Below are 25,885 nucleotides of genomic sequence, written 5' to 3'. Positions count from 1 at the left end.
GGCGACTGGATATATCAAGAAACACGATCACGATATATACGATCGTCTGAAACGATCGAATCAGTCTATACCACCTGACAATCGCCTCAGCTCTTTCGTACACGGGTCAATTAATGAGGGGGCAATTCTGCGAGCAAATCAACATGCTGCATGGTGAATTTTCCTCATTCAAAACCCGAAAAAGCATGCCTTGCCAGCAAAGATTTTGGAAAGCGCATTCGATCTTTCAGAGCACCGTCTTAAACGGCAACTGGCCGAGCATCCCATTGAATGGATCGGCGTTGCAGTGTGTGTTCAGAAAGTATTGTGGAGTGGGAAGAACGAAGACATTCCATTGGCGATCGCCATGGATCAAGTCATCCCGTGGTTCGAGTCTCTCGTTCAAGAGCATCCGGCGATACTCTTGAATTAAGCAAAAAAAAAGTTTTATTACACGTTATCGATAAATAGCGGCATGGCGTTTTAATGGATTGCCCAGGAGAAATCATGTCCCCTAAGATGCAAAAAGATTCATATCATTTTCTCGTCGTGGACGATTTTTCGACGGTGCGACGGATCGTCAGTGGTAATCCCCCCATTTCTAGCGTTTGGCAGAAGTAGAAACGTTAAGCAGCCATGGCCAGCCGCTGTTTCGGGGTGATTCCGCCCAAGGCCATATTAGGGCGTTCATGGTTATAGGTCCACATCCAGGCGGTGGCGAATCGCTGCACGTGGTCCAGATCATCCCAGTGATACTGGGATAGCCATTCGTAGCGCACGGTTCTGTTAAATCGTTCGACGTAGGCGTTCTGCTGAGGATTTCCAGGCTGGATGTAGTGCAGCACAATTTCGGCCTGTAGCGCCGCCCATTCTGTAATGGCTGCACTTAGGTATTCAGGGCCGTTATCACAGCGAATCATTGCAGGCTTTCCGCGCCATTCTATGATTTGTTTCAAACTACGGATCACACGCTCCGAAGGCAGTGAGAAGTCCACCTCGATACCCAGTGCCTCCCTGTTGAAATCTTCAATGACATTGAACACGCGGATGCTGCGACCATCATCCAGTTGATCGTGCATGAAGTCCATCGACCAAGTTTCGTTAACGTCGATCGGAACACTAAGCGGTCCTGGTTTCTGCCTTACCAGGCGCTTGTGCGGCTTGATACGCAAGTTCAATTCAAGCTCACAATAGATCCGATATACCCGCTTGTGATTCCAGGCGAATCCACGCACGTTGCGCAGATACAAGTAACACAGCCCGAAACCCCAGTTGCGGTGGTTGTCCGTCAAGCGCATCAGCCAGTCTGCAATGTCGTCGTTCTCAGCCTTGTGCTTACCCACGTAGCGATAACAAGCCTCGCTGACATTGAACGCGCGGCATGCCAATCGGATCCACACCCCACGTTCCTGCACTACCCGTTTAGCCATCTCGCTACGGCGAGATGGCTTTACCACTTTTTTTCGAGTGCCTCCGTGACGATCTCCGCCTTCAACTTTTCCTCGATGTACATCTTGCGCAGTCGGGCATTCTCCGCCTCCAGCTCTTTCATCCTCGCCATGAGCGATACGTCCATGCCGCCGTACTTCCAGCGCCATTTGTAAAAAGTGGCTGAGCTGATGCCCAGATCGCGGCATAGATCGGGCACGCCTAAACCGGCCTCGACCCGTTTGATCGCTTCAATGATCTGGCTATCGGTGAATTTGGATCTTTTCATGCTGTAGAACTACTCAATGAGAATATTCTACTTCTGACGACGCTGGTTTTAAGGGGGGATTACCCAAGAAAACACATGAATTCCTGCAAAATGAATATTCTCTGCAAAAGAGCCACGCAAAATTCTTAAGCGGTACCACCTTCTGCCTACAAGACGCACCATCCAATCTACTCAATAGGAACCAGGTCGAGTATCTCAGACACCACTCTTCAGGACAGATTCGGCATTTTCCCCGCCATCATTGGAGTGCCCCTCGACTTATCTTTAGCAACTAAATGTGGTCAAGAAAATAGCGATTGACCGGTTAATGGCCATTGAACAAGTGCTTTGTTCAATTTGAGTTCTGCAATAAAGCCGCTATATCATCTGCTCGCGGTGGTGCTAACGTCCCCCGCTCGATTGCCAGTGGGATATTTCTGGTAGCCAGTTCTCGATACAGGTTGGCAGCGGCGCTGTCGAAATCTTCGAGCGCTCTGAGATGCTTCTCAATGGTTCCAATATCCCCTCGTGCCACGCACCCGCCCATGCCTTTTGCCAGGCCACCATCCAGAACGGCAGCCACAGTTCCTTGCAGAAGAGGCGTCATGGCATCCAACGCTTGCCGCTCTGTTGCGCCAAAGCGAGACCACAAATTGGCCCCTTCCTTCAGTAGTGTGATCAAAAATGGGCCTACGTAATAGGCGGAAGCATGGTAAAGCGGACGAACGTCGGCGGGCAGAGAAAACGGTACGCATTTGATCGATTGCGCCAACGATTGCAAATTGCGTAGAAGATCGCCTTCGGCCTCAATACCAACAGTACAGCCCGGAAGGCCTGCCAGAGCAACATCGGGGTTCGCGAACATCTGCATCGGATGAAAACCGCCGACCTGGGCGCCGGCTGCACGAGCGGCATCCAGCGCCGCGACCTCGGTGGCGCCAGAACAATGCACCACCGCGACGTCGGATCGCCATCGAACACTCGCACAGACCGGGCCGATCGCGTCGTCGCTAACGGTCAAAAACACGATACTGGCCTGATCCGCCACCTCTTGCGCTGAGTCAACAACGATGGCATCTGGACACCGAGTGCGAAACTCTGCCAAATTGGAGGCACTTCTGGTGCTTACAGCAACCACTTGACAGTTGGCTTGCACAAAGGCCGCAGCTAGCGTCTGTGCTACGCGGCCGGCCCCTACGAACCCGATGCGAGAAAGCATTGCATCTGCTCCCATGACGTTTTTCCCCGTTGATTAAAGAACAGGCCGCAAACGGCACCTGCGTTGGTTGATTATACGGACCGTACAAAATACTGGTGACCAACCCAGTCACTGTTGCACCAAGCAACGCCGCAAATCCCGAAATGCTGGTCGTATGCGGTCCTGCTTGTGCAGTTGGAGCGCTCAGCAGATAGGCCACACCGGAGACGGCAAGCGCCACGCCTACGAGCTTGAGCGGGCTGTAGGCTTCACGCTTTGTCACGATCGCCAGGCACATCGTGAACAATGGCATAGTCGAAAACACGATAGCACATGTCGTGGCCTACAAAGTGGTCAGCGCATGGTTAAGAAGCAGCATAAGCAATGCGAACTGGAAGATCCCCAAAACAGCAATCGCCATCCCATCGCGGGCTTTGAAGCGCACACCTTGAGATAGTCCGATTGGCACGATGAATACGGCAATGCCAATCAGGTATCTCAATCAAGAAGGCCAACGTCGCCAACGAAACGTCTCCAGACACGGTCTTAGTGGACACCATGGCCACGCCAACTCCCCCCAGTTGCTGAAGCCGCAAGAGCAGTTTTACCTGATGCACTCATAGAAACCACCGAATACGTTAGGGAAGCTTTCTGACAAGGCGCTGCTCAAGGAATTCCTTGCCCTACTGGCTGCCTGGAGTCTCTTCAACGCAGGCAAAACCGTAGGATTCATAGAGAATGCCGGGCAGGGAGCAAACCGGAGAACGTCCACAGGTGGGTTTCGTCAAATTTGTAACCCTGAACGATCTTGAATTTGGGAGCGCTTGTCCGTTCGGTTTCGGCTACAAACGCATTGGTGTAAAGCTGCAGCCCCTCCAGCACAGTGTTGTCCTGACCAGGCTCCAAACGAGCCAACGCAGTGGCCACCTGGCGGCGCCCGAAAGCGTGAATCGAGCGCGCTCTTGCCTGTCCTGACTCGGTCAAGAAAAGCCGCTTTGCCCGGCCATCACCTTCGTCCATCTGTTCTACGATATCGCCTACAAGGACTAGCTTGTGGAGCATCCGGCTGACGCTGGATTTTTCTAATCGCAAGACGGTGCCTAATTCGCTGGCGCTCATGCCTGGTGCATGGTCTAGCTCAAGAGCGTGTGAACGGCCGATGGCGACAAGCTGGTGCCAGCAAAATCTCCGCCCATAAATCCGAGTTCTCGCACTAAGGCGCGTGATGCGGTCCGAATTCCGTCGACGACTTTTGGGTTATTGGTCATACTGCTTTCCATTTGGTTGTATTTTGCAACTATATTCCTAAGCGAGGCCTTTGAAAAGGCCTTTCCTCAAAAGCTGTTGCTAGCCAAGATGATCCAGGACGTCAGCCTGACCGTGCGCGAGGGGATCCGCCAGAAGGTTCTGACCAGTTGATCTGCATCGGTAGACCCAGACCACCCCGAAAGTGAGTTTTTCGGCAAGCTAGGCCTTATAACGAAGGAGGTTTGCCATGAAGAAAAACGTTTCTCAATAGAACAGATTGTTGCGGTTCTGAAACAGGCTGAATTGGGTATGCCCGTAGCAGAAGTGATTCGTAACATCGGGATATCGGAACAGACGTTTTTTTGACTTCAAATGGTCGTTGATCCCATCTTTTCATTCTGCGTCCCCCAACAACTGGCCGACACGGCTAAGGAAACGTGGATGCCAATAGACTCTTGGAAGTGGTCGGCTGTTTGCAAGGATATGGAATCCGCCGCGCACAACATAGGGCTCGGTCACACGCTCCCGAATGCGAAGCGTGCTGCTATTGTCGCTTCGCTTCCGTGACCTTCTTGTCTCGGAGCTGCTTTTCCTCGTCGCGCAGTTTTTTGAGTTCGTCTTCCCAGGCTTGAATCTTCTCTGTCGCAACCTTGGACTCTTCCTTGGCTGCATCCGATGCTGTGGGGTCCTCGACTTGCGCGGGCTTTGCTCCTTCGAGGGCAGTCAACTCGGCGACCTTGGCGTCGAGTTTCTCTTGGAGGGACTGCTTGAACTCCGACGTAAGACGGCGTTCGGTTTGCAATATGTCGGCATTGGCCTTCGAGATTTCTTTGAGCACTTGCTCGCGCGCACTGTCGATCTCGGCGACTTTGAAATTTAGCAGCTCATCCATGGAGTTGTAGCCCAACCGGGCCTCTTCCGGGACGTGCGTGTAAATGATCTTACGCAGCTCGGCGTCAAACGTCGCTGAGCCGCCATCGCCAAGCTCGTTACACAGCGTCTCAAGGTAGTTGTGAACAATCGACGATGGCGTGTGGACATGCAAGTCCCACTTCTTCCAGGTAGAGCCAGCCGGTTCATTTTTCATTCCTCCTCCATCTTCTTGTTGAACGGAATATACGGCGCCAATGACGGAATTCGGAATCTTGTTAGTCATGGTTCCCCATCCAGTTCTTCTGATCAAGACGTTGACTTAGACATCAAGGGCCAATCTTCCGGCACTAGCGCTGGCGGTTTGGTCCATGGCTGCTCAACCAAGGAATCTTGGAACCATTGGTCCCGAAGATTGGCATGTTCTGTCACGATGAGTTGGAAGCCAACCAGCAACTGCGGATTCTTTTCGACGATTTTCAAAAGATAGCTGCGAGAACTGCCCGCAATCACTTCGCGAGCGTCTTTCTGCAAACACAGCGGCAGTACCAACAGCGCAAGAGAGAACGGCATGCTGTCCGGGTTCTCCTCCTCATAGCCTTGCAATGCTCTGAATAGAACCAGGCCGCAGAATGCGGGATTGAAAAGTTACCGAGCTTTCGAGCAGAGGTCTTCCTGGGCTCGCCAAAACCTCCTTGTCTCGGGAGAAATGGAAGAATACGAAGACCGCCTTATTGATGAATGGAGTCGATACCGGGATGTGGTCTTCGAGGAGCTTGATGAGGATAGTGCTGATGCAGTTCTTTTGGAAGCGGGTAAAGCGCTGTATCAATGGGCCGACTTGGAGAGTGGCAAGCCGTCCTGAGCCGGATCACTCAAGCCATCGCCAACCACAAAAAAGCCCACGACCAGTTTGTCGCCCAGTTGACCCCGATGCTGTTAGAGGTTAGCGGGGATTTGAAAGCGGACGAGTTGGATTTGAAGATCGACACCACGAAAATCGAGGCGCTCAGCAAGGCGACGAAAGATTCGATCACGAGCGTCGACGCGGCGCTCGCCAACCAAGACCCATCTGGTCTCAACAAGAGGCGCGAAGCGGCCGAGGCTGCCGTTGCCGAGATCAAGAGCAAGCTCGGCGAAAAGCAGCGCTTGTTCGTCCTCTTCAAAGAGCAGGTCGCCAGGTGGGAGCGAGCCAAGGAAGAGCTCGTGGGCAGCAAGGAAAAGTCCCAATCAATCGAATGGTTCAAGGCAGAAATCGAGTCGCTGGGCGCCCTTCCAGCCAAGCTCGCGGAGTTGAGAGCCAGCCGCATGGAGTTGGCCAAGAAAGTCCTTGAGCAGATTGTCAAAACGGTTGAGGAATACCGCCGGCTGTATGAGCCCGTGCAGGAATTCGTCAAGTCAGCCGCCCAGATGGACATGCATCTACCACTGGACTTCGATGTGCGCATCGAAGAGCCCAACTTTCAAGAGCAGTTTTCCCCGCGAATCAACCGCCAATCTCGTGGCAGCTTTTCTGGCGTGGACGACAGCAACCAGCTCATGCGCGGGCTGTTGAAGGAGGTCAATTTTGGGGACGTGGACTCCACCCTGAAATTTCTCGACACCATCGATGACATGCTCCACTTCGACCGTCGCGAATCAGGCGGCGGTCGTGAAACGAAGATCGCAGACCAGCTCCGGCGTGGCGGTGAGCCTCAGGACATCTTCGACTACCTCTTCGGCATGAGCTACCTTGCGCCGAGATATTCGCTGACGTTCGACCAGCAGGAAATCAGCCAGCTTTCGCCCGGCGAGCGCGGACTGCTTCTGCTTGTCTTTTACCTCCTAGTGGACAAGGACGACATCCCGATCATCATCGACCAACCGGAAGAGAACCTCGACAACCAGACGATCTTCAAGGTGCTCGTGAAATGCATCAAAGCGGCCAAGCAACGCCGCCAGGTCATCATGGTGACCCACAACCCCAACCTCGCCGTTGTGTGCGATGCCGAGCAAATCATCTGTGCCACATGCGACAAGGCGACGAACACCTTCAACTACATCTCCGGCGGCATCGAGTCGCCATTGATTAAGGCCAAGGTCGTCGAAATCCTCGAAGGTACCGAACCGGCTTTCAAGAACCGGAAACGGAAATACGGCTTGTGAGGCGTCCCTTTCAATTGGGTTGCCGGCAAGCCGACATCGACGAGTGACAGCTACGCTGTAAAGCGGCTGGCGTTGGCGCCTATCGTACATACATCGTGCAACACATGGGCGTGGCATCGAACCGTCGAAAATTGTTTCGTCAGAAGCTCGTTTGGCCGTTCATGCGTCGCACACCATTGTGATTTTCGTGATGGAGCGCTGGCTCGGCCAACGTCGCGTGTTGGATTAATAGCTTTAAAATCAATACTGCGCAGAGGCGTTGAGCCCGCACGTTAATCTGGTTCCTCTGTCATCTGAGTTGTTCGTCATGACTCGTCTTCTCGATTGCCGCGTTGCTCAATCTGCAACTGTGCCCGCTGGGTGGCTTGCTGCAACCGCTTCACTAGGACCGCACGCGGCGGCAAGGTCGTCAGGTACTCGGCGACATGGATGCCGGACTTGTCCAGTTCCAGCAACTCGATCTGCTCGGACTTCTTGCCGGTGCAGAGGATGATGCCTAGCGGTGAGGCTTCCTCCGACTCTCGCTCGAACTTGTCCAGCCAGCGCAGGTACAGCTCCATCTGCCCTTTGTATGCCGCCTTGAAATCGCCGACCTTCAGCTCGACTGCCACCAGCCGCCGCAGTTTCCGGTTGTAGAACAGCAGGTCGAGATAAAAGTCATCTCCATCCAGCTGAATGCGCTTCTGGCGAGCGACGAAGGTGAAGCCCACGCCCAGTTCCAGCAGGGACGACTCCATTTCGCGGATGATCGCTGCCTCCAGGCCGCCTTCCTGCCAGGTGTCGCGCAGCCCCAGAAAGTCTAGGATGTACGGGTCTCGCATGACCAGGGCCGGCGACATTCGCTCGGTGCCCTGCAGGGTCGCCAGTTCCTGCGCGATCAACGCGTCGGGCTTCTTGGACAACGCCGTGCGCTCATACAGCATCGAGTCGATGCGCTCGCGCAGCGTCCGCACGCTCCAGTGTTCGGCGCTGGCCATCTGCGCGTAATAGTCCCGCTGGAGCGGGTCTTTCAGCGGAATCAGCGCGATGAAGTGGGTCCAGCTCAATTGTCGTATCAGCGATACGACAATCTGTTCATCCGGGAAGGTTGCGGCGAACTGGGCCATGCGGCGCAGGTTTTTCACGGCAAAGCTGCCGCCGTAATCCTGCACTAGCTGAGCAGCCAGCGTGGGGAGCACTTCCTCGCCGTAGTCGGCCCGCCGCCCCTCCAAGACCTGCGTATGGATGCGTTGGCCAACGAGCCAGTAAAGCATTGTCAGTTCGCTATTCACCGCCGATGCGGCGCGCTGCCGCGCTGCATCGATCAGTGCCCGAATGTCACCCAGCAGCGCCGAAGGCCCTGCGGGCGACGATATAGATGCTTTGGGTCTGATCATGCGGCCACCTCTTCGTTGCGGTGTGCCCCGGTGATGGTCTTGCGCCGGTTGGCCACCAGTTCGGCGGCCTTGCGCACCGGATCATCCTCGGTATGTACATAGCGCATGAACATGGCCACGGTCTTGTGCGCCGTTAGGACCATGCCGACCTTGACGGGAATGCCCGAATTGGCAATGTCGGTGGCCGAGCGGTGGCGGATGCCATGCGTCCCGACATGTGTCGCACCAGCCATCTTGAGCGCACGGCTCCAGCCACCGTAATACTCGCCCGTGGTCAAGTGCTTGCCCGGGTGGCGCGGAGAAGGCAGGACATAGGGATTGCCCTTCTGCCGGGGTGCCGTCGAGAGTAGCCGATAGGCTTCCTCGCTCATGGGTTTGGACATGCCGCCGGTCTTACTATCGGGCCAGACCACCCGACGGTTGTCTAAATCCACCCACTGCCATTCGAGCGCGACGATTTCGGAGCGACGGCCAGCGAACTCGAATTGCAGGCGGATGGCCAGGGGGATAACGTAGTTCTCCAGCCCTTCGGCCTCAATCCTGTCAAGCTGTCGAAACAGCTTGCCCATTTCTTCGTCGCTGATGAGGTGGGTGGACTTGCCAGCGGGGTACATAGGGACATGCCGGCAGGGGTTGGTGCCATCTGGCCGATAGCCCCAGACCTCGGCCAAGTTAAACATCTTGCGCAAGACGCTGAAGACCTTGTTGGCTTCGGTTTTCTTGTACGAGAGTTTTTGCATCAGCGCAGCAATGTCGGGGCGCTTCACGTCATGAACCTTCTTGCGGCCCAGTAGTGGAATGACGTTGCGGTTGATGACGGCCCGATAGCCTTTCTGGGTGCTGGGCTTGTTGCGCTGCTTGGAATAGTCCGCCATGAACTTCTCGCATAGCTCAGTCACCGTGGGGGCTTTGCGCGCTTCGGTTTTGGCGGCGCCGGGATCACCGCCCCGGCGCACCTCGGCCAGCCACTCCTGGGCGAGAGAACGGGCCTGATCGACCGTCAGTTCCCCATACAAGCCCAAAGCAGGCTTACGTCGTTCACCAGCATTCGTGCGGTACCGGAGCATGAACACCTTGCGACCTACTGGTGTAATCTTGCACAGGAAGCCGGGAACCAGCGTATCGCGCAGTTCGACGGGCTGCGCCTGGGGTTGTGCCGCATCGACAGCGGACTTGGTGAGCTTGATCTTGGCCATGACCACTCCTAGAGAAACCCCGATTTCCAGGTGTCGGCTGGGAGCCGAGCGAAGGAAAAGCGGAGCGGGTTGCGGAAAGCACCGGCATATGGTGAACCCGTTTGCTCCCTAGGAAAACTTGTTGTGGCGAGCCTTAGCGAACGTCAGCCAAATTCGATGCTAACGTCATGGTGAAATAAAAAAGGGCCGGAGACGCTTGCGCGCATCCGGCCAAATCCCTCACTGCTTACTGCTTACCACTTACTACGAGGCTACTGCTCACTACTTACTGCTCACCGGTACTACTCACTGCTAAACACAAAACCAGATAAATCATTTAAATAATTCAAAGAATCGGACTCAATTCAGCGCCAGCGGCACGAAGATCTTTTCGTCACCGCGCTCCACCAGCAAGGCCACGTTCTTGCCCGCGTCGGTGGCCAGCTTGCGCAGCTGCGCCACGCTGGAGACCGGGGTGCCATTGACCGCCAGGATCACGTCCCCGCTCTGGATGCCCGCCACCGCTGCCGGACCGCTCACGTCTTCCACCAGCAAGCCCTTCTGCCCGCCCAGCTGGGCCTGTTCATCCTTGTCCAGCGGACGCACCGCCAGGCCCAGGCGGCCCTGGTCATCGGACTTGCCAGCCTTGGCGTCATTCTTGGCCTGCTTCATCTCACCCACGGTCACGTTGATGGTGCGCACCTTGCCGGCACGCATCACTTCCATGGGCTTGGTGCTGCCCGGCGGCGTATCGGCCACCAGGGTCGGCAGATCCACCGAATGATCGATGGCATGACCATTGAAGCTGATGATCACGTCGCCAGCCTGCAGCCCCGCCTTGTCAGCCGGACTGCCCTTTTCCACCGAACTGACCAGCGCACCCTCAGCCTTCTTCAGTCCGAAGGAATCCGACAAGGCCTGATTGAGGTCCTGCACCGAGACGCCCAGGCGGCCACGCGTCACCTTGCCATGCGTGACCAGTTGCTGTTCCACCTTCATGGCCACGTCGATGGGAATCGAGAACGACAAGCCCTGGAAGCCGCCGGTCTGGCTATAGATCTGCGAATTGATGCCGATCACCTGGCCGTTCAGGTCGAACAGCGGACCGCCGGAGTTACCCGGATTGACCGCCACATCGGTCTGGATGAAGGGCACGTAGTTGTCATCCGGCAGGCTGCGCGACTTGGCGCTGATGATGCCGGCCGTGGCCGTGTTGTCAAAGCCGTAGGGGGAGCCGATGGCCAGCACCGGCTGGCCGACCTTGACCCGGGAAGGGTCGCCGATCTGCACCGTCGGCAGGTTCTTGGCATCGATGCGGATGACGGCGATATCGCTCTGCTTGTCGATGCCCAGCACCTTGGCCTTGAACTCGCGGCGGTCGGTCAGCTTGACCACCACTTCCTGGGCGCCATCGACCACGTGGGCATTGGTCAGGATCAGGCCATCCGGCGAGATGATGAAACCGGAGCCCAGGCCATGCATGATGCGCGGCTGCTGCGGCATCTGCAGTTGCGGGCCGAAGCGCTTGAAGAATTCGGAGAAGGGATCATTGGGGTCGAGACCATTGTCGTCATCATCGGCCACCTTGCGCGCCTTGCCGGTGACGCTGATGTTGACCACGGCCGGGCCGTAGCGCTGCACGATGCCCGAGAAATCGGTTGCCGCCGCGACCACCGGTCCGGCCGGGGCAGCGGGCGCGGAATTGGACGCCACCAGCGGGGCGTTGACCGCGGCCGCGTGCGCCGACGGCAGGTCGGCGCCGCGAAAATAGACGTAGCTGCCGCCGACCACTGCGGCAATCATGACAGCCAAAGTGTTACGAACGAAAACGATGCGACGGCTCATCTTCTTCTCCTTGATCGAACGGGTAATCGATGGTCGGGGCTGTCCTGCCGCACCTGGCGGCGTATCGGCCTCAACCGTTGGAGTGAAGATTAAGCAGCGAAAATTAAGACAAACTTAAGGCTGGATGAATGCTGGCTTAATGCTGGCTTAATGCTGGCTTAATGCTGGAAAAAGGAGCATTCATCCCAGCTGAATACTCCCTTGCCGGGAGCAAGCGCCCTCACGCAGGCGATAGCGGAAACACCACCCGCGCCTGCAGCCCATGGCCGGTATTGCGCAACTCCACCGGCACCCGATGCAGGTCGGCAATCTGGCGCACGATGGCCAGACCCAGCCCGCTGCCGAAGGCGGCCCGGCTGCCGCTGCCCTCCTGGCCGTGCTGGGCGCGATAGAAACGGTCGAACACACGCGGCAGTTCGCTCTCGGCGATGCCCGGCCCGCTATCCTGGACCACCACCGTGCAATATCCGGCGGTGGATAAATCAACTCCCACATCGACCACCCCACCGGCCGGGGTATAGCGCAGCGCATTGTCCACCAGATTGTTGAAGAGAATGCGCAAGGCATCGGCATTGCCTGTCACGCGCAAGGGCCGGCCATCATCGCCCTGGTCCGACAATCCAAGGTCGATGCCGCCATGCTCGGCCACCGACGCCAGGTCGCCCACCACACTGCCCAGCAAGGCGCGCAGATCGACTTGCGTGAAGTTCATGGCGTCGGGCTCTTGCCGGGCCAGCGTGAGCAGCTGGTGGACCAGATGGGTAGTCCGTTCCAGCCCGTTCTTGAGATCGGCGAAGGCGGCGCGGCGCTCCTCCTCATCCACAGCGCGCTCGGCCAGTTGCGTCTGCAGGCGCAGGGCGGTGAGGGGCGTGCGCAATTCGTGGGCGGCATCGGCAACAAAGGCGCGCTGGGTTTCGGTAGCGTGCTTGAGCCGCGCCAGCAGATCGTTCAAGGCGTGGGTAAGCGGCTGGATTTCCTGCGGCATGCCCACATCGGCCAACGGCTGCAGCGAATTCATGTCGCGCGCGGCCACCTCGGCCGCCGCCTTGCGCACCGGCGCCAGCCCACGGCTGACCGCCACCCACGAGAGCACGCCGATGAGCGGGAACAGCAACAGCAAGGGCACCACCGTCTTGACCGCCATCTGCGCCGCGATCTCATCACGCGCACTCTGCGGCTGCGCCACCTGCACCACGGTGCTGCCGATCTGGGCGCTGTAGACGCGCCACATGCCGTTAGGACCGCTGACGTTGGCAAAGCCCAGTTCCGCCTGGCGCGGCATGGCACCGCGTGCATGCGAGTGATAGATCACCGCGCCACGGCTGTCCCAGATCTGCATCATGATCTCGTCTTCCAGCTCGGGGAACTGCTGGCCCGGCGAGATCGGCGAAAACGCCTGGCGCGGCAGCGAGGCGGCGATCTGGCGCATCTGGTAATCGAAGATCTGGTTGGCTTCGCCACGCGCCTGGAAATACAGCGCCACCCCGGCCAGCACGATGATGGAGAACAGGCCCAGGCCCAGCCACAACAGCAGCTTGTTGCGCACCGAGTTCATGCCGGCACCAGATAGCCTACGCCGCGCACGTTCTTGATGAAGTCGCTGCCGACCTTCTTGCGCAGGGCGTGGATGTGGACTTCGACGGCATTGCTCTCGATGCTGTCATCCCAGCCATAGAGCTTTTCTTCCAGCTGCGCGCGCGAGAGCACCACGCCAGGCCGGTCCATGAAGGCCTGCAAGAGCGTGAACTCGCGCGCCGACAGGTTGACCGGCTTGCCACCCACCGTCACTTCATGGGTCGCGGGATTCAAGATCACTTCGCGCACCTGCACCAGGCTCTCGGCGCGCCCCGCCTGGCGGCGCGAGAGGGCGCGCATGCGGGCCGACAGTTCTTCCAGGTCGAAGGGCTTGATCAGGTAATCGTCGGCGCCGGCATCGAGCCCGGCCACGCGGTCGGCCACCGCGTCCCGCGCCGTGGTGATCAACACAGGGATGGCGTTGCCGCGTTCGCGCAGCGTGCGCAAGACCGCCAGCCCATCCTTCTGCGGCAGTCCCAGGTCCAGCAGCAGCATGGCGTAGTCCTCGGTGCGCAGCGCCACGTCGGCCGACTTGCCATCCTGCACCCAGTCGATGGCAAAGCCATCCTGGCGCAAACCCTTGCGCACCGCTTCGCCCACCATGGGATCGTCTTCCACCAGCAATACGCGCATCTCAGGGCTCCTTGGATCAATCTCAGAGTAGCTTCGCCAGCAGGAAGACCACCACCGAGATCAGGATGGTCGAGGCGAAGGGCAGCGAAAAGATGCGGCCAAACAAACGGAAACGCAAGTCCCCCGGCAAGCGGCCTATCCCCAGCTTTTCCAGCCAGGGCAAGAGCGTCGAGAAGACGATGACCGAGAGAAAGATGACGACGATCCAGCGAATCATGCGCCTCTCCTCAGAGCCGGTGGGTACGGTCGTGGCGCAGCATGCGGGCCGGCCATTCGACATTCTTGCCAATGGCCAGCACCTTGAAGAGCTCGCCCATCTCGGCCGGGGAAATCAGTTTCTGCATGCCATTGGCCAGTGGCAGGTAGCGTGCGCTGTCCTCGGGCGAGGTGCGCAGCAGCAGCTCGCCGATGCCGGCATTGAGCAGGAAGGCGCCCTGGCTGGTATAGGCCAGCACTTCGGCGCCCTCTTCCACGGCGGCCACCGCCATGGCGGTGAAATCGACGTGGGCGGTGATGTCCTGCAAGCCCGGCCAGTAGAAGGGATCGGTATGGGCGTGATGGCGGTAATGGCACATCAGCGTGCCCTGGTCGCGCTCGTGCAGATAATATTCTGCGGCCGGGAAACCATAGTCCGGGAGGATCGCCAGCGCACCCGGGCCGCTGGCCAGCATGCGGCCCAGCGTGTGCATGAAGCCGATGGCCACCGGCGCGACTTCGGTGAGATAGCCTGGCGGCAGCTCGTAGGCGTCGGGAATCTGCGCCACCGGCAAGTCGTCCACGCTGCGGTCCTCGAAGCGCAAGCGGCCTGCTGCATCGAGCGCCACGCCGCGCTCCTGCCAGCCTTGCTCGGCCTTCACGGCCAGCCGCACCGGCATGGCGTCCAGCACTTCATTGCCGACCACTACACCCGAAAATGTTGCCGGCAAGGCATCGAGCCACTGCACCAGCGGCGCAAAGGCGGCCAGTGTCTCCTGTTGTCGTGCGCGCAACTGGGCCGAGATTTCCACGATGAAATAATGTTGCGGCAAGGCCGCGCGCGCTTGCAGTTCGGTCAGGATGTCGTGCGCCAGCTTGCCGGTGCCGGCCCCGAACTCCAGCAGCACATTGTCCACCGACGGGCTGGCGGCGATCACCTCGGCGGCCAGGCTGGCCAGGGTCGCGCCGAACAGCGGCGAGATTTCCGGTGCGGTTGTAAAATCCCCCTCTTTGCCCAGCTTGGCCGAACCGCCGCTGTAGTAGCCGACCTGCGGCGCATACAGCGCCAGTTCCATGTAGCGCTGGAAGGAGATCCAGCCACCGGCCGCGGCGATCTCGCCGGCGATCTGGTGCTGAAGAGTGTGCGAGGCGGACTGTGCGTCCTCGCCGGGTTCGGGTAGTTGCAGTTGCATGGGCCGTATTGTAGTAGAACTCATTTCATCAATAGGTATCGCCGTGAAATGCGTTCCAGCGAATTGGAAACCGGGAACATGACATCACCCTCTTCTGCAGGCATCGCGCTGGTCACCGGCGCAGCACGGCGCATCGGCCGCCACATCGCCCTGGCCCTGGCGCAGTCGGGCTGGGACGTGGCCGTCCACTACAACCGCTCACGCGAAGAAGCCGACACGCTGGTGCGCGAGATCCAGGCCCTGGGCCGGCGCGCCCTGGCCGTGCAGGCCGAGCTGGGCGATGAAGCCCAGGTGCGCAGCCTGCTGCCCCAGGCCGCCCCACTGGGACGCATCTCCTGCGTGGTCAACAACGCTTCGCTATTCGATTACGATGACGCCGCCAGCTTCGGCAACGCGCGCCTGTTGCGCCACATGAGCGCCAATGTCGGCGCGCCGGTGCTGCTGGCGCAGGCCTTGTATGAGGCCACGCCGCCAGGCCAGCAGGCCGTTGTCATCAACCTGCTGGACCAGAAACTGTACAATCCCAATCCCGACTTCCTGTCCTACACCCTTTCCAAGGCTGCGCTGCACAGCGCCACCACCCTGCTGGCGCAGGCGCTGGCGCCCAAGGTGCGGGTAGTGGGCGTGGCGCCGGGCCTGACCATGGTCTCGGGCGACCAGACCGAGCAACAGTTCGAAAAAGCCCACCAGGTCACCCCGCTGGGCCATGGCAGCACGCCCGAGGACATTGCCGCCGCGGTCTGCTACGTCGCTTCGGCGCGGGCCGTGACGGGTACCACCCTGCTGGTCGATGGCGGCCAGCATTTGCTTCCCCTTTCGCGCGACGTCATGTTCGTGGCGAAATAACCTTTATATTTCTGATCATGCTCTTCCTGTCCCATCCTTCCCTGCAAGATTGCCGCCGCCTGTTCCTGCGCAACTACGAGGTGTTCATCAACATCGGCGTGCACGAGTTCGAAAAGAAGGGTGAGCAGCGCATCCTGATCAACGTCGACCTCTACGTCCCGCTGGCCGAAACCACGCCCACCGCCGACCACCTCGACGAAGTGGTGGACTACGACTTCATCCGCTCGACCATCGCCGAACGCATGGCCCGTGGCCATATCCACCTGCAGGAAACCCTGTGCGACGACGTGATGACGGCCATGCTGGCCCATCCCAAGGTGCGTGCGGTGCGGGTGTCGACCGAGAAGCCGGATGTGTATCCGGATTGCGATTCGGTGGGGGTGGAGACCTTCCGTATCAAGACGGTTGGCTGATCCCACTGCCGTTGGCCCTGCCCGAACCCCGCACGCTGCGGGGTTTTATTTTTTCGAGAATGGCCTGCTGTTTGCCACTTCCGCTCCGCTCCCAAGGTGGTAGCATGCTACGGTGCGTCGATGCGCATCATCGCCCTCTCCACCTTACGGACTTTCTGGACCGCCCACCCTGCGGCGGAGACTGCGCTGCGCGCCTGGCACGCGCTGGCAAGCCGGGTGAACTGGAAGACACCCGCCGATATCAAGGCGGCCTACCGCAACGCCAGTTTCACCAGAAACAATCGAGTGGTGTTCAACATCAAGGGCAACGATTACCGTCTGGTGGTCGCCGTGCGCTATGACAAGGAATTGATCTACATCCGCTTCGTCGGTACACATCGCCAATACGACGCCATCGATGTCGAAACGATCTGAAGGAATGTCACATGCCCATGCAACTCAAACTGATACGCACCCGCAAGGATTACCGCGCCGCGCTGGCCGAAGCTGAGCGCCTGTGGGACGCGCCGGCCCGCTCGGCGCAAGCCGATCAACTCGATGTCCTGACGCTGCTGATCGCCCATTACGAGCGTGCGCACTTCGCCATCGATGATCCCGACCCCATCGACTTCCTGCTCCATGTGATGGAGGCGCGCGGTTTGTCGCGCAAGGATCTGGAGCCCTACCTGGGATCACGCGGCCGCGTCTCCGACATCCTCAACCGGGTGCGTCCGCTGACCCTGGACATGATCCGCAAGCTCAGCGCCGGCCTGAACCTTCCGGCTGATCTGCTGATTCAGTCCTATCCGGTGAGGTCGGATTGCGACGAATTGCTCAGCGCCTGAAGCCGCCAAGAAAAATGCCGTTCAGTCTGCACTGAACGGCATCTTTACCGAGGTGACCAGGGCGCACAGATGCTCCCGCCTCACCCGTACTACATCCCCATATACCTTCCCGCCCGATGATTCAGGGCGATGATCAGGTTGGCCGTCACCGCTCCCAGAATGGAAGCCAGCAAGACCTTGGGCGCGACCACCCACAGCGAGCACAGCACGATCACCACATCCACGCCCATCTGCAGCTTGCCCGCCCGCAGGCCATAGCGGTCCTGCAGGAACAGCGTGACCACGTTGATGCCGCCCAGGCTGGCGCCATGGCGGAACAGCATCACGAATCCCACCCCGATCAAGAGGCCGCCCAGGACGGCGCTGTAGAACAGGTCCAGCTTGCCATAGCTGATGAAGTAAGGATGCATCAGCGAAAAACCCGACACCAGCGCGACCGCGCAAAAGGTCTTGAGCATGAAGCGCTTGCCCATGCGTCGCCAGGCGAAGTAATAGAACGGCAGATTGATGGTGAAGAACACCGCGCCGAACGGCAGCCCGGTCAGGTAATGCGCCAGGAAGGCCAGGCCGGCCGTGCTGCCGGTCAACAGGCCCACCTGGGTATACATGTTCACGCCCAGCGAGATGAAGAGCGTACCGGCCACCAGCGCCAGCACGTCCTCATAGCTCCTGTGACGCACATCGGCCGCAGCCACCACGGCCTTGCCTGCCACTTCAGCCACGCAGCACCTCGGCCATCGTCTCGGCCACGCGTGCAACGTTGCTGTCGTTCAAGCCGGCCACGCAGATGCGGCCGGTACCCACGGCATAGACGCCGAACTCTTCGCGCAGGCGATCCACCTGGGCAGAGGACAGGCCGGTGTAGCCGAACATGCCGTGCTGGCGCAGCAGGAAAGAGAAGTCCTGGTCGGGCACGGCGCTCTTCAGTTGCGAGGCCAGCTTCACGCGCATGTCGCGTACGCGCACACGCATCTCTTCGACTTCGCCGCGCCATTGCGCAGCCAGCTTGTCATCGCCCAGCACATGCGCCACCAGCAAGGCGCCGTTGCGGGCCGGGCTGGAATAGTTGCGGCGTACGGTCAGCTTGAGCTGGCCCAGCACGTTGGCGGCCTGGCCGGCTTGCGGGCAGAACACCGAGAGCGCACCGATGCGCTCGCTGTAGAGCGAGAAGATCTTGGAGAAGGAATTGCTGAGGAAGAACGGGATCTGGCGACGCACGGCCTCGCGCACCGGCCAGATATCCTCGTCCAGGCTCTCGGCAAAGCCCTGATAGGCCAGGTCGAAGAAGGGCAGCAGGCCGCGCTTCTCGACCACCTCGATGATCTGCTCCCACTGGGCGCGGGTCGGGTCCACGCCGGTGGGGTTGTGGCAGCAGGGATGCAGCAGCACCACCGCGCCCTTGGGCAGCGAGTCGATCTTGGCCAGCATGCCCTCGAAGTTCAGGCCCTTGGTCTGGGCATCGTAGTAAGGGTAACGCTCGGTCTTGAAACCGGCGCCTTCGAAGATGCCGATGTGGTTGTCCCAGGTCGGGTCCGGCAGCCAGATGGTCGGTTGCGGGAAGAAGCGGGCGATCAGGTCCGCCCCCACCTTGAGCGCGCCCGAACCGCCCAGGGTCTGGACGATGGCCAGGTGCTCGGGCGCGGGCAGGTCCGCGCCGAAGAGCAGCTTGGCCACGGCCTGGCGATAAGCCCCATGGCCTTCCATGGGCAGGTAGACATACGGGGCATCGGCCTGCGCCACCGCCGCCGCTGCGGTGCGCACCGAGGGCAGCACCGGAACGACGCCCTTGCCATCGGTATAGATGCCGATGGAAAGGTTGACCTTGTTGCTGCGCTCGTCGCGCTGGAACTGTTCCATCAGGCTCAGGATGGGATCGCCGGCATAGGGCGGGAGATGCGAAAACATGAAGACCTCGTCAGATGAAGGAAACGCCGTGGCCGACACGCTCGCGCTACGCCGGCAAAACCGCCATGGTAGCGCGGCGCGGGGAAAATTTCCCGTCTAGCGCAACAGTGACCGGTATTTTTTTCAGGCGCAGACGCTACACGCCGACGCAAACCAGGCTGATGGCGGCGCAGGCCATCAGGGAGAAGCTGGGCGACACGAAGGCGTCGGTATTGCTGGAAATGGCCAGAATCGAAAGGCCTGCTGACCAGATCGAAAACGTTTTTGCAATATCAACTCTTGGAAGCCAGCCTTTACCAATTTAGAAAATGATTTATTCCGTTTCCGTGGCCACCTGATCCGACAAGCGGGCTTGATCCGCATTAACATGCGTCTTTCGGGGCGATTTTTTGATTTTGCTCGGCCCTGACTACCTTGTCGTCATTGTCACTGACAACGACCTGGATTGTCATAAAGTGAAATCTTCCTGATCACCTTCCCCCATGCAAAGCACCTCTCTGCGCTATTTCTACCAGGTCGGCCGCACCGGCTCTCTCACTGCGGCCGCCGAACGCCTGGACGTAGCGGTCTCGGCGGTCAGCCGCCAGATCGCCAAGATTGAAGAAGAAACCGGCGTCCCCCTGTTCGAGCGACGCGCCCGCGGCATGGTGTTGACGCCCGCCGGGGAAGTGCTGATGGCCTATGCGCGCCGCAACCTGCTGGAGTTGGAACAGGTGCTGGCCGAGGTCAGGGGCTTGCAAGCGGTGGGCCAAGGCGTCATCACGCTGGCCTGTTCGGAGGGCTTCGCGTGGGACTTGCTGCCCAATGTGACAGCGCAGTTCCGCGAGCAATACCCGGGCCTGCAATTCAAGCTCCACGTGGTCGGCGCTGCCAGAGCTTCGCAGATGGTCATCGACGGCGAGGCCGATCTCTCGGTCACCTACAGCCTGGCGCCGGCCGAAGGCCTGGCCGTCGCCTATCGCGAATCGGGGCCGGTGTTCGCCCTGATGAAGCGGGATCACCCGCTGGCCTCGCGCAAGCTCCTGGCCTTGAGCGACCTGTCGCCCTACCCGCTGGCGCTGCCGGAGGTGGGCACGACCGTGCGCCAGCTCGTCGACATCGCCTGCAGCATGCGCGGACTGCTGTTCGCGCCGGTCTTCACCAGCCATTCGCTGGGCGCGGTCTACCGCTTCACCACCCGCTCGCCCGATACGGTGGCCTTGGGCGGCTTCCTGACCGTCCATGAGCGCGCCGAGGAAGACGGCATGATCCTGGTGGCCATGGCCGAGAGCGAACTGCACCAGCGCACGGTGCAAGTGCAGACCATGGCTGGCCGCAAGTTGCCGCCGGCGGTGGCGGCGTTCTCGGACTTTCTCATCGCCGCCCTGCGCCAGGTGCGCGCGCGCCAGGAACTGGGTGTGCGCTGAGGCATCCGCGCGACGCTTGCAGCTCGGCCGGCATCAGGAAAATGGCGAGAAGCGGCGCTGCATGAGAAAATGCCGGTCCTCCGCCCGCTCCCCGTCGCCACGCCATCCGCCCCGCGCTTGATGGCCGGCAACAGCGTTGATGCGGCAGCAACAGCCTACCGATTGAAGGAATTTCCCATGAACGACATGGCGGCCACAGTGCCACTGTCCGACCCCATCCAAGCCGATGAGCTGGCCCAGGCCGGCTCGGAGCCCTCAGGCCAGAGCGAAGTGACCGCGCCCGGTTCGCGCCGCTTCGAGCTGCTGCAAAAGAACATCCGCCGCCTGACTGGCCGCGCCATCGCCGACTTCGACATGATCCGCGACGGCGACGTCATCATGGCCTGCATGTCCGGCGGCGCCGACAGCTACACCATGCTCGACACCCTGCGCTACCTGCAATCGGTGGCCCCGGTGAAGTTCGAGATCATCGCCGTGAACCTGGACCAGAAACAGCCGGGCTTCCCCGAGCACATCCTGCCGGAATACTTCGAGCGCATCGGCGTGCGCTACCGCATCGTCGAAGAAGACACCTACAGCATCGTCAAGGACAAGATCGCCCCGGGCAAGACCACCTGCTCGCTGTGCTCGCGCCTGCGCCGCGGCATCCTCTACCGCGTGGCCAAGGAACTGGGCGCCACCAAGATCGCGCTGGGCCATCACCGCGACGATATCCTGCATACCTTCATGCTCAACATGTTCTACGGCGGCAAGATCCAGACCATGCCGCCCAAGCTGATCGCCGACGATGGCCAGAACGTGGTGATCCGCCCGCTGGCCTATGTGCGCGAGCCCGACATCAAGAAGTACGCTGCGGTGATGCAGTTCCCCATCATTCCTTGCAACCTGTGCGGTTCGCAGCCCAACCTGCAGCGCCAGGCCATGCGCGAAATGTTGAATGAATGGGAAAAGACCAACCCGCTGTGGATCAAGAGCATGTTTACCGCCATGGGCAACATCGCCCCCTCGCACATGCTGGACCGCAGCCTGTTCGACTTCACCCACTTCACCCCAGGCCCGGGCAAGGAAGCCAGCGGCGACACCCTCTTCGATCGTGACGACAAGGTAGAAGAAGGCCAGTCCATCATCAACCTGCTCTGAAGCAACATTTGATGCGATGACTTGAGATGCGGCGAGACGATACACATCGTCTCACCTCATCAACTGGAAAGCCGCTCCACGCCTGGCTTTCAGCCTGCCTCCCGGTCCTGCGCAAAGTGTCTGAAGTAAATTTTTGTTACCCCGGAGCTATAGTTCCGGATTGGACGACAAATACCCTCCTGATCCTCGCTTGAAGCCCAAAAACCGCATGTTCTAATCTGGTCACTTTCAGTCAGATGCCGCGAGGCAGGTCTGCCTGGATCAAGATAAACACAACCAAGCAGTCGAGGTTTCGCAGGGAAACGTGATCCCGACACGAACAATACCGGGAGGCTGGCCGCGAGCATGGTCCAGCCATTGGCGTGAAACATCGCAATCGCCCCTCTGCACCCGAACGACTCTCTGCCATACGTGTAAGAGGCTGCCTGATGGCTAACTTTTGGCGCGACAAGCGCGTTTTCATCACCGGTCACACCGGCTTCAAGGGAAGCTGGCTGACGCTGTGGCTGCACCTGATGGGCGCAAAAGTCAGCGGTTATTCCCTGCCCGCGCCAACCAGTCCCAGCCTGTTCCACCTGGCGCGCCTGCACAATTGCGTGCAGACCACCACCGGCGACGTGCGCGACCCCAAGCATCTGGCCGAGACCATGGCGGCGGTGCAGCCCGATGTGGTATTCCATCTGGCCGGACAGCCGCAGATCGAACATTCCTACCTGACCCCGCTGGACACCTTCGCCACCAACGTGATGGGCACGGCGCATCTGCTGGAAGCCGTGCGCAGCACGCCCAGCGTGCGCTCGGTGGTGGTGGTCACCAGCAACAAGTGCTACGAGAACCGCGAATGGCTGTGGGGCTATCGCGAAGACGACCCCATGGGCGGCCACGATCCCTTCAGCAGCAGCAAGGGGGCCGCCGAACTGGTGACGGCGGCCTATCGCCGCTCCTTCTTCTCGGCCGATCCCGACAATCCGGTCGGTGTGGCCAGCGTGCGCACCGGCAACGTCATCGGCGGCGGCGACTTTGCGGCAGACCGCCTGATCCCCGATTTCATCCGTGCGCTGGAAGCAGACGAGCCCGTCACCATCCGCCAGCCGCATGCCGTACGGCCCTGGCAGTTCGTGCTGGAGCCGCTGTCGGGCTACTTGCAGATCGGCAGGATGCTCTACGAACACGGCGCCAGCTACGCCGAGGCCTGGAACTTCGGCCCCACCGACACCGACCTGCAGACGGTGAGCCAGCTCTGCGCGACCTTCAATCACTCGCTGCAGAAGAACGATGTCGAGCCCGTCGAAGTGCGCCTGGAACAGGCCGGCGCGACCCTCTCCGAAGCCGTGCTGCGACTGGATACGTCCAAGGCGCGCCAGCGCCTGGACTGGATTCCGCGCATGGAGCTGTACACGGCGCTGGAGCTGACCGCGCAATGGTATGCCGGCTACCTGAACAATGAAGACCTGCGCGCCCTGTCCGAGAATCAGATTGCCTTCTACCAGAGTCTGACATAATTGCGGGATCGCGCTCGCGCATCGCTTTCCGATCCTCAACAAGACCTTTCGCTCATGAATATCCTCGTCACTGGGGGAGCCGGCTACATCGGTTCCCATACCTGCGTGGAACTGCTCAATGCAGGCCACGAGGTCATCGTCTTCGACAACTTCTGCAACAGCAGCCCCGAATCGGTCAAGCGGGTGCAGCAGATCACCGGCAAGACGCTCTCCCTGGTCAAGGGCGACATCCGCAACCGCGAGCAGCTCGAAAGCGTGCTGCGCGAATTCAAGTGCGAGGCGGTGATCCATTTCGCCGGACTCAAGGCGGTGGGCGAATCGGTCGAGCAACCCCTGATGTACTACGACAACAACGTGGTCGGCACGGTGCGTCTGCTCGAAGCGATGCAAGCCACGGGCGTGAAGACCATCGTGTTCTCCTCCTCGGCCACGGTCTACGGCGATCCGCAATACCTGCCGCTGGACGAAGCCCATCCGCTCTCGGCCAGCAACCCCTATGGCCGCAGCAAGATCGTCATCGAAGACATGCTGCGCGACTACTACCGCGCCCATCCCGACTGGAAGATCGCGCTGCTGCGCTACTTCAACCCGGTCGGCGCGCATGAGAGCGGCCTGATCGGCGAAGACCCGGGCGGCATTCCCAACAACCTCATGCCCTTCGTGGCCCAGGTCGCCATCGGTCGCCGCGAACGCCTCAACATCTGGGGCGGCGACTATCCCACCCCCGACGGCACGGGCGTACGCGACTTCATCCACGTAGTGGACCTGGCGCGCGGCCACGTGGCCGCCCTGCAAGCGCTGGACGCGCCGCAATGCTTTGCGGTGAACCTGGGCACCGGCGTGGGCTACAGCGTGCTCGACGTGCTCAAGGCCTACGAGAAGGCCTGCGGCAAGACCCTGCCCTATGCCATCGCCGAACGTCGTCCCGGCGACATCGCCTCGTGCTACGCCAATCCCGCCGAAGCCAAGCGCAAGCTGGGCTGGGAAGCCACGCTGGGGCTGGAGGCGATGTGTGCTCATTCGTGGAAGTGGCAGCAGATGAATCCGAACGGCTTCAAGGCCTAAAGCCTCGCCAGACCATGCTCTTCGTCACAGGCGGCGCCGGTTTCATCGGCGCCAACTACATCCTGCATTTCCTGGCGGCCCCGCACGATGAGGCCGTGCTCAACATCGACAAGCTGACCTACGCCGGTAATTCCGGCAACCTGGCCAGCGTGGCCGGTGATGCGCGTTACCTGTTCAGCCAGACCGATATCTGCGACACCGCGGCCATTGCCCGCCTGTTCGCGCAGCACCGCCCGCGCGCCGTGGTCCACTGCGCCGCCGAGAGCCATGTGGACCGCTCCATTGCCGGTCCGGCGGTGTTCATCCAGACCAATGTCAACGGCACCTTCAGCATGCTCAGCGCGGCCTACGACTACTGGAGCACGCTGCCAGCGGCTGAGCAGGCGGCCTTCCGCTTCCTGCACATTTCCACCGACGAGGTATTCGGCAGCCTGGCCGCACACGCGCCGCCCTTCACCGAAACCTCGCCCTACGCCCCCAATAGCCCCTACTCCGCCTCCAAGGCGGCTTCCGACCATCTGGTGCGGGCTTTTCATAGCACCTATGGCTTGCCGGTCCTCATCACGCATTGCTCCAACAACTACGGGCCGTTCCACTTCCCCGAAAAACTCATCCCGCTGGTGATCACCAACGCCCTGGCCGGCCAGCCGCTGCCCATCTATGGTGACGGCCAGCAGGTGCGTGACTGGCTGCATGTGGCCGATCACTGCCGCGCCATCGAGCTGGTCCTGGCCCGCGCCCGGCCGGGCGAGAGCTACAACATCGGCGGCAATAGCGAGAAGACCAATCTCGAGGTGGTCCTGACGTTGTGCGATCTGCTCGATGAACTCGCCCCCAAGGCGCAAGGCCAGTACCGCGACCAGATCTGCTTCGTGCAAGACCGTCCCGGCCATGATCGCCGCTATGCCGTCGACATCAGCAAGATCCAGCGCGAGCTGGGCTGGTCCCCGCAGCACGCCTTCAGGCAAGGGCTGCGGCAGACCGTGCAGTGGTTCCTGGCGGCCCGCCATGCGTCCGGAGCAAGGCCATGAAGATCGCCGCCACCCTGCTCCCCGGCGTGCTGGTGCTGGAGCCCACGGTCTTCGAAGACGAGCGCGGCCATTTCTTCGAAGCTTTCAATGCGCGCCAGTTCACGGCCCTCACGGGCCTGGCCCCGCAGTTTGTCCAGGACAACCAGTCGCGCTCCAAAGCCGGCGTGCTGCGCGGCCTGCACTATCAGTTGCAGCAGCCGCAGGGCAAGCTGGTGCGCGTGATCCATGGGGAGATCACCGATGTGGTGGTGGACCTGCGCCGCCAGTCGCCCGGTTTCGGGCAATGGGCCAGCGTCACGCTGTCGGCGCAGAATCGCCGCCAGCTGTGGATCCCGGAAGGTTTCGCCCACGGCTTCCACGTCCGCAGCGACATTGCCGATGTGCAATACAAGACCACCGCCTACTGGTCTGCACCGGATGAGCGCTGCCTGCGCTGGGATGATCCCGACCTGGCCATCGACTGGCAACTGACCGCCCCGCCACTGCTGTCGGACAAGGACCGGCAGGGCGTGGCCTGGCGCCACGCCGAGGTTTTTCCGTGAAATCGCGGTGATCGGCGAGCGGCATTGCCAGCTGTCCCTACGCTGGTCCGCCCTGGCCATGCGCCTGCCCCGGCACGAATGCT

Annotated in this window: 29 protein-coding genes and 1 pseudogene; 15 read left to right on the top strand and 15 right to left on the bottom strand. The window is 60.3% G+C overall.

Annotated elements, in window-relative coordinates; all coding sequences use genetic code 11:
• The first annotated feature begins 190 nt into the window (after positions 1-190).
• A complete protein-coding gene (locus BGK68_RS08365; RefSeq protein WP_143432994.1) occupies positions 191-412 on the top strand; it encodes a hypothetical protein in 222 nt (73 codons plus the stop codon).
• A gap of 193 nt (positions 413-605) precedes the next feature.
• Here the strand turns inward: BGK68_RS08365 and BGK68_RS08360 are convergent.
• From BGK68_RS08360 to BGK68_RS08345, 3 genes are all read right to left on the bottom strand, one after another.
• A protein-coding gene (locus BGK68_RS08360) for an IS3 family transposase (protein WP_143432993.1) occupies positions 606-1,696 on the bottom strand; the annotation gives its coding sequence in 2 pieces (ribosomal slippage) (positions 606-1,444 and positions 1,444-1,696; 1,092 coding nt in all).
• A 331-nt stretch (positions 1,697-2,027) separates the two neighbouring features.
• On the bottom strand, positions 2,028-2,894 hold the full coding sequence (locus tag BGK68_RS08350; RefSeq protein ID WP_233149262.1) for a Rossmann-like and DUF2520 domain-containing protein: 867 nt from the start codon (positions 2,892-2,894) through the stop codon (positions 2,028-2,030).
• 708 nt (positions 2,895-3,602) lie between these two features.
• Positions 3,603-3,992 (bottom strand): MarR family winged helix-turn-helix transcriptional regulator, encoded by a 390-nt coding sequence (locus BGK68_RS08345; protein WP_075256715.1) that lies wholly within the window; start codon positions 3,990-3,992, stop codon positions 3,603-3,605.
• 357 nt (positions 3,993-4,349) lie between these two features.
• Between BGK68_RS08345 and BGK68_RS27390 the strand changes: the two are divergent.
• Positions 4,350-4,484: pseudogene (locus BGK68_RS27390) on the top strand (transposase); the annotation flags it as partial.
• 30 nt (positions 4,485-4,514) lie between these two features.
• On the opposite strand, the gene BGK68_RS28660 reads toward BGK68_RS27390, so the two are convergent.
• The 3 genes from BGK68_RS28660 to BGK68_RS27150 are packed head-to-tail and all read right to left on the bottom strand — an operon-like array spanning position 4,515 to position 5,597.
• Entirely contained in the window at positions 4,515-4,640 is a 126-nt protein-coding gene (locus BGK68_RS28660) for an ABC-three component system protein (protein WP_407645645.1), read from the bottom strand.
• Between the two features lie 25 nt (positions 4,641-4,665).
• Positions 4,666-5,277, bottom strand: coding sequence for a hypothetical protein (locus BGK68_RS27385; protein ID WP_198937181.1), 612 nt, complete (start codon positions 5,275-5,277; stop codon positions 4,666-4,668).
• A gap of 23 nt (positions 5,278-5,300) precedes the next feature.
• Positions 5,301-5,597, bottom strand: a complete 297-nt coding sequence (locus tag BGK68_RS27150) for a three component ABC system middle component (RefSeq protein ID WP_083657762.1) — start codon at positions 5,595-5,597, stop codon at positions 5,301-5,303.
• Positions 5,598-5,631: 34 nt separating this feature from the next.
• On the opposite strand from BGK68_RS27150, the gene BGK68_RS08320 reads away from it, so the two are divergent.
• Both BGK68_RS08320 and BGK68_RS08315 read left to right on the top strand, forming a co-directional pair.
• On the top strand, positions 5,632-5,856 hold the full coding sequence (locus tag BGK68_RS08320) for an ABC-three component system protein (RefSeq protein ID WP_324617595.1): 225 nt from the start codon (positions 5,632-5,634) through the stop codon (positions 5,854-5,856).
• The gene (locus tag BGK68_RS08315) at positions 5,823-7,136 is read left to right on the top strand and encodes a TrlF family AAA-like ATPase (RefSeq protein WP_143432990.1); all 1,314 of its coding nucleotides are present in this window, start codon (positions 5,823-5,825) and stop codon (positions 7,134-7,136) included. The genes BGK68_RS08320 and BGK68_RS08315 overlap by 34 nt, the downstream gene beginning before the upstream one ends.
• A 305-nt stretch (positions 7,137-7,441) precedes the next feature.
• Here the strand turns inward: BGK68_RS08315 and BGK68_RS08310 are convergent, their stop codons facing one another.
• The 7 genes from BGK68_RS08310 to BGK68_RS08280 all read right to left on the bottom strand — a co-directional run bounded on the left by BGK68_RS08310 (position 7,442) and on the right by BGK68_RS08280 (position 15,128).
• Positions 7,442-8,512 carry a PDDEXK nuclease domain-containing protein gene (locus BGK68_RS08310; RefSeq protein WP_075256711.1) on the bottom strand — a complete coding sequence of 357 codons (1,071 nt, stop codon included), beginning with the start codon at positions 8,510-8,512 and terminating at the stop codon, positions 7,442-7,444.
• Positions 8,509-9,708, bottom strand: a complete 1,200-nt coding sequence (locus tag BGK68_RS08305; RefSeq protein ID WP_075256710.1) for a tyrosine-type recombinase/integrase — start codon at positions 9,706-9,708, stop codon at positions 8,509-8,511. The genes BGK68_RS08310 and BGK68_RS08305 overlap by 4 nt, the downstream gene beginning before the upstream one ends.
• 339 nt (positions 9,709-10,047) lie before the next feature.
• Positions 10,048-11,532: a DegQ family serine endoprotease gene (locus BGK68_RS08300; RefSeq protein ID WP_075256709.1), complete on the bottom strand. Its 1,485-nt coding sequence runs from the start codon at positions 11,530-11,532 to the stop codon at positions 10,048-10,050.
• Positions 11,533-11,752: 220 nt separating this feature from the next.
• Positions 11,753-13,087, bottom strand: a complete 1,335-nt coding sequence (locus BGK68_RS08295; RefSeq protein ID WP_075256708.1) for an ATP-binding protein — start codon at positions 13,085-13,087, stop codon at positions 11,753-11,755.
• Positions 13,084-13,740: a response regulator gene (locus BGK68_RS08290; protein WP_075256707.1), complete on the bottom strand. Its 657-nt coding sequence runs from the start codon at positions 13,738-13,740 to the stop codon at positions 13,084-13,086. The genes BGK68_RS08295 and BGK68_RS08290 overlap by 4 nt, the downstream gene beginning before the upstream one ends.
• Before the next feature lie 22 nt (positions 13,741-13,762).
• Positions 13,763-13,957, bottom strand: coding sequence for a DUF2905 domain-containing protein (locus BGK68_RS08285; protein ID WP_006461312.1), 195 nt, complete (start codon positions 13,955-13,957; stop codon positions 13,763-13,765).
• A gap of 10 nt (positions 13,958-13,967) precedes the next feature.
• Positions 13,968-15,128: a class I SAM-dependent methyltransferase gene (locus BGK68_RS08280; protein ID WP_075256706.1), complete on the bottom strand. Its 1,161-nt coding sequence runs from the start codon at positions 15,126-15,128 to the stop codon at positions 13,968-13,970.
• Positions 15,129-15,206: 78 nt separating this feature from the next.
• On the opposite strand from BGK68_RS08280, the gene BGK68_RS08275 reads away from it, so the two are divergent.
• The 4 genes from BGK68_RS08275 (at position 15,207) to BGK68_RS08260 (ending at position 17,211) form a co-directional block, all read left to right on the top strand.
• A complete protein-coding gene (locus BGK68_RS08275; RefSeq protein ID WP_075256705.1) occupies positions 15,207-15,974 on the top strand; it encodes an SDR family oxidoreductase in 768 nt (255 codons plus the stop codon).
• Between the two features lie 17 nt (positions 15,975-15,991).
• The gene (locus tag BGK68_RS08270) at positions 15,992-16,387 is read left to right on the top strand and encodes a dihydroneopterin aldolase (protein ID WP_075256704.1); all 396 of its coding nucleotides are present in this window, start codon (positions 15,992-15,994) and stop codon (positions 16,385-16,387) included.
• A 120-nt stretch (positions 16,388-16,507) separates the two neighbouring features.
• Positions 16,508-16,801, top strand: a complete 294-nt coding sequence (locus tag BGK68_RS08265; protein ID WP_075256703.1) for a type II toxin-antitoxin system HigB family toxin — start codon at positions 16,508-16,510, stop codon at positions 16,799-16,801.
• Between the two features lie 11 nt (positions 16,802-16,812).
• Entirely contained in the window at positions 16,813-17,211 is a 399-nt protein-coding gene (locus tag BGK68_RS08260) for a helix-turn-helix domain-containing protein (RefSeq protein ID WP_233149261.1), read from the top strand.
• An 89-nt stretch (positions 17,212-17,300) separates the two neighbouring features.
• On the opposite strand, the gene BGK68_RS08255 is transcribed toward BGK68_RS08260, so the two are convergent.
• Both BGK68_RS08255 and BGK68_RS08250 read right to left on the bottom strand, forming a co-directional pair.
• Positions 17,301-17,933: a YitT family protein gene (locus tag BGK68_RS08255; RefSeq protein ID WP_013236323.1), complete on the bottom strand. Its 633-nt coding sequence runs from the start codon at positions 17,931-17,933 to the stop codon at positions 17,301-17,303.
• The gene (locus tag BGK68_RS08250; protein ID WP_075256702.1) at positions 17,926-19,116 is read right to left on the bottom strand and encodes an amino acid aminotransferase; all 1,191 of its coding nucleotides are present in this window, start codon (positions 19,114-19,116) and stop codon (positions 17,926-17,928) included. Before BGK68_RS08250 ends, BGK68_RS08255 begins: the two co-directional genes overlap by 8 nt.
• A 14-nt stretch (positions 19,117-19,130) precedes the next feature.
• On the opposite strand from BGK68_RS08250, the gene BGK68_RS08245 reads away from it, so the two are divergent.
• From BGK68_RS08245 to rfbC, 7 genes are all read left to right on the top strand, one after another.
• The gene (locus BGK68_RS08245) at positions 19,131-19,421 is read left to right on the top strand and encodes a hypothetical protein (RefSeq protein ID WP_075256701.1); all 291 of its coding nucleotides are present in this window, start codon (positions 19,131-19,133) and stop codon (positions 19,419-19,421) included.
• Between the two features lie 177 nt (positions 19,422-19,598).
• The gene (locus BGK68_RS08240) at positions 19,599-20,522 is read left to right on the top strand and encodes a LysR family transcriptional regulator (RefSeq protein WP_075256700.1); all 924 of its coding nucleotides are present in this window, start codon (positions 19,599-19,601) and stop codon (positions 20,520-20,522) included.
• Positions 20,523-20,699: 177 nt separating this feature from the next.
• On the top strand, positions 20,700-21,662 hold the full coding sequence (ttcA, locus tag BGK68_RS08235; protein WP_198937179.1) for a tRNA 2-thiocytidine(32) synthetase TtcA: 963 nt from the start codon (positions 20,700-20,702) through the stop codon (positions 21,660-21,662).
• A gap of 428 nt (positions 21,663-22,090) precedes the next feature.
• Positions 22,091-23,164 carry a CDP-glucose 4,6-dehydratase gene (gene rfbG / locus BGK68_RS08230; protein WP_198937178.1) on the top strand — a complete coding sequence of 358 codons (1,074 nt, stop codon included), beginning with the start codon at positions 22,091-22,093 and terminating at the stop codon, positions 23,162-23,164.
• A 54-nt stretch (positions 23,165-23,218) separates the two neighbouring features.
• Positions 23,219-24,229: a UDP-glucose 4-epimerase GalE gene (gene galE, locus BGK68_RS08225; RefSeq protein ID WP_075256699.1), complete on the top strand. Its 1,011-nt coding sequence runs from the start codon at positions 23,219-23,221 to the stop codon at positions 24,227-24,229.
• Between the two features lie 14 nt (positions 24,230-24,243).
• Entirely contained in the window at positions 24,244-25,260 is a 1,017-nt protein-coding gene (gene rfbB / locus BGK68_RS08220) for a dTDP-glucose 4,6-dehydratase (RefSeq protein ID WP_075256698.1), read from the top strand.
• Positions 25,257-25,802 carry a dTDP-4-dehydrorhamnose 3,5-epimerase gene (rfbC, locus tag BGK68_RS08215; RefSeq protein ID WP_075256697.1) on the top strand — a complete coding sequence of 182 codons (546 nt, stop codon included), beginning with the start codon at positions 25,257-25,259 and terminating at the stop codon, positions 25,800-25,802. Before rfbB ends, rfbC begins: the two co-directional genes overlap by 4 nt.
• Positions 25,803-25,885: the final 83 nt, after the last annotated feature.

The sequence above is a fragment of the Herbaspirillum camelliae genome, from assembly GCF_001929405.1.
In the GTDB taxonomy this organism is placed as follows: Bacteria; Pseudomonadota; Gammaproteobacteria; order Burkholderiales; family Burkholderiaceae_D; genus Herbaspirillum; species Herbaspirillum seropedicae.
Note: the sequence above shows the minus strand (reverse complement) of the source record. Positions and strands in the feature narration are given on the sequence as shown.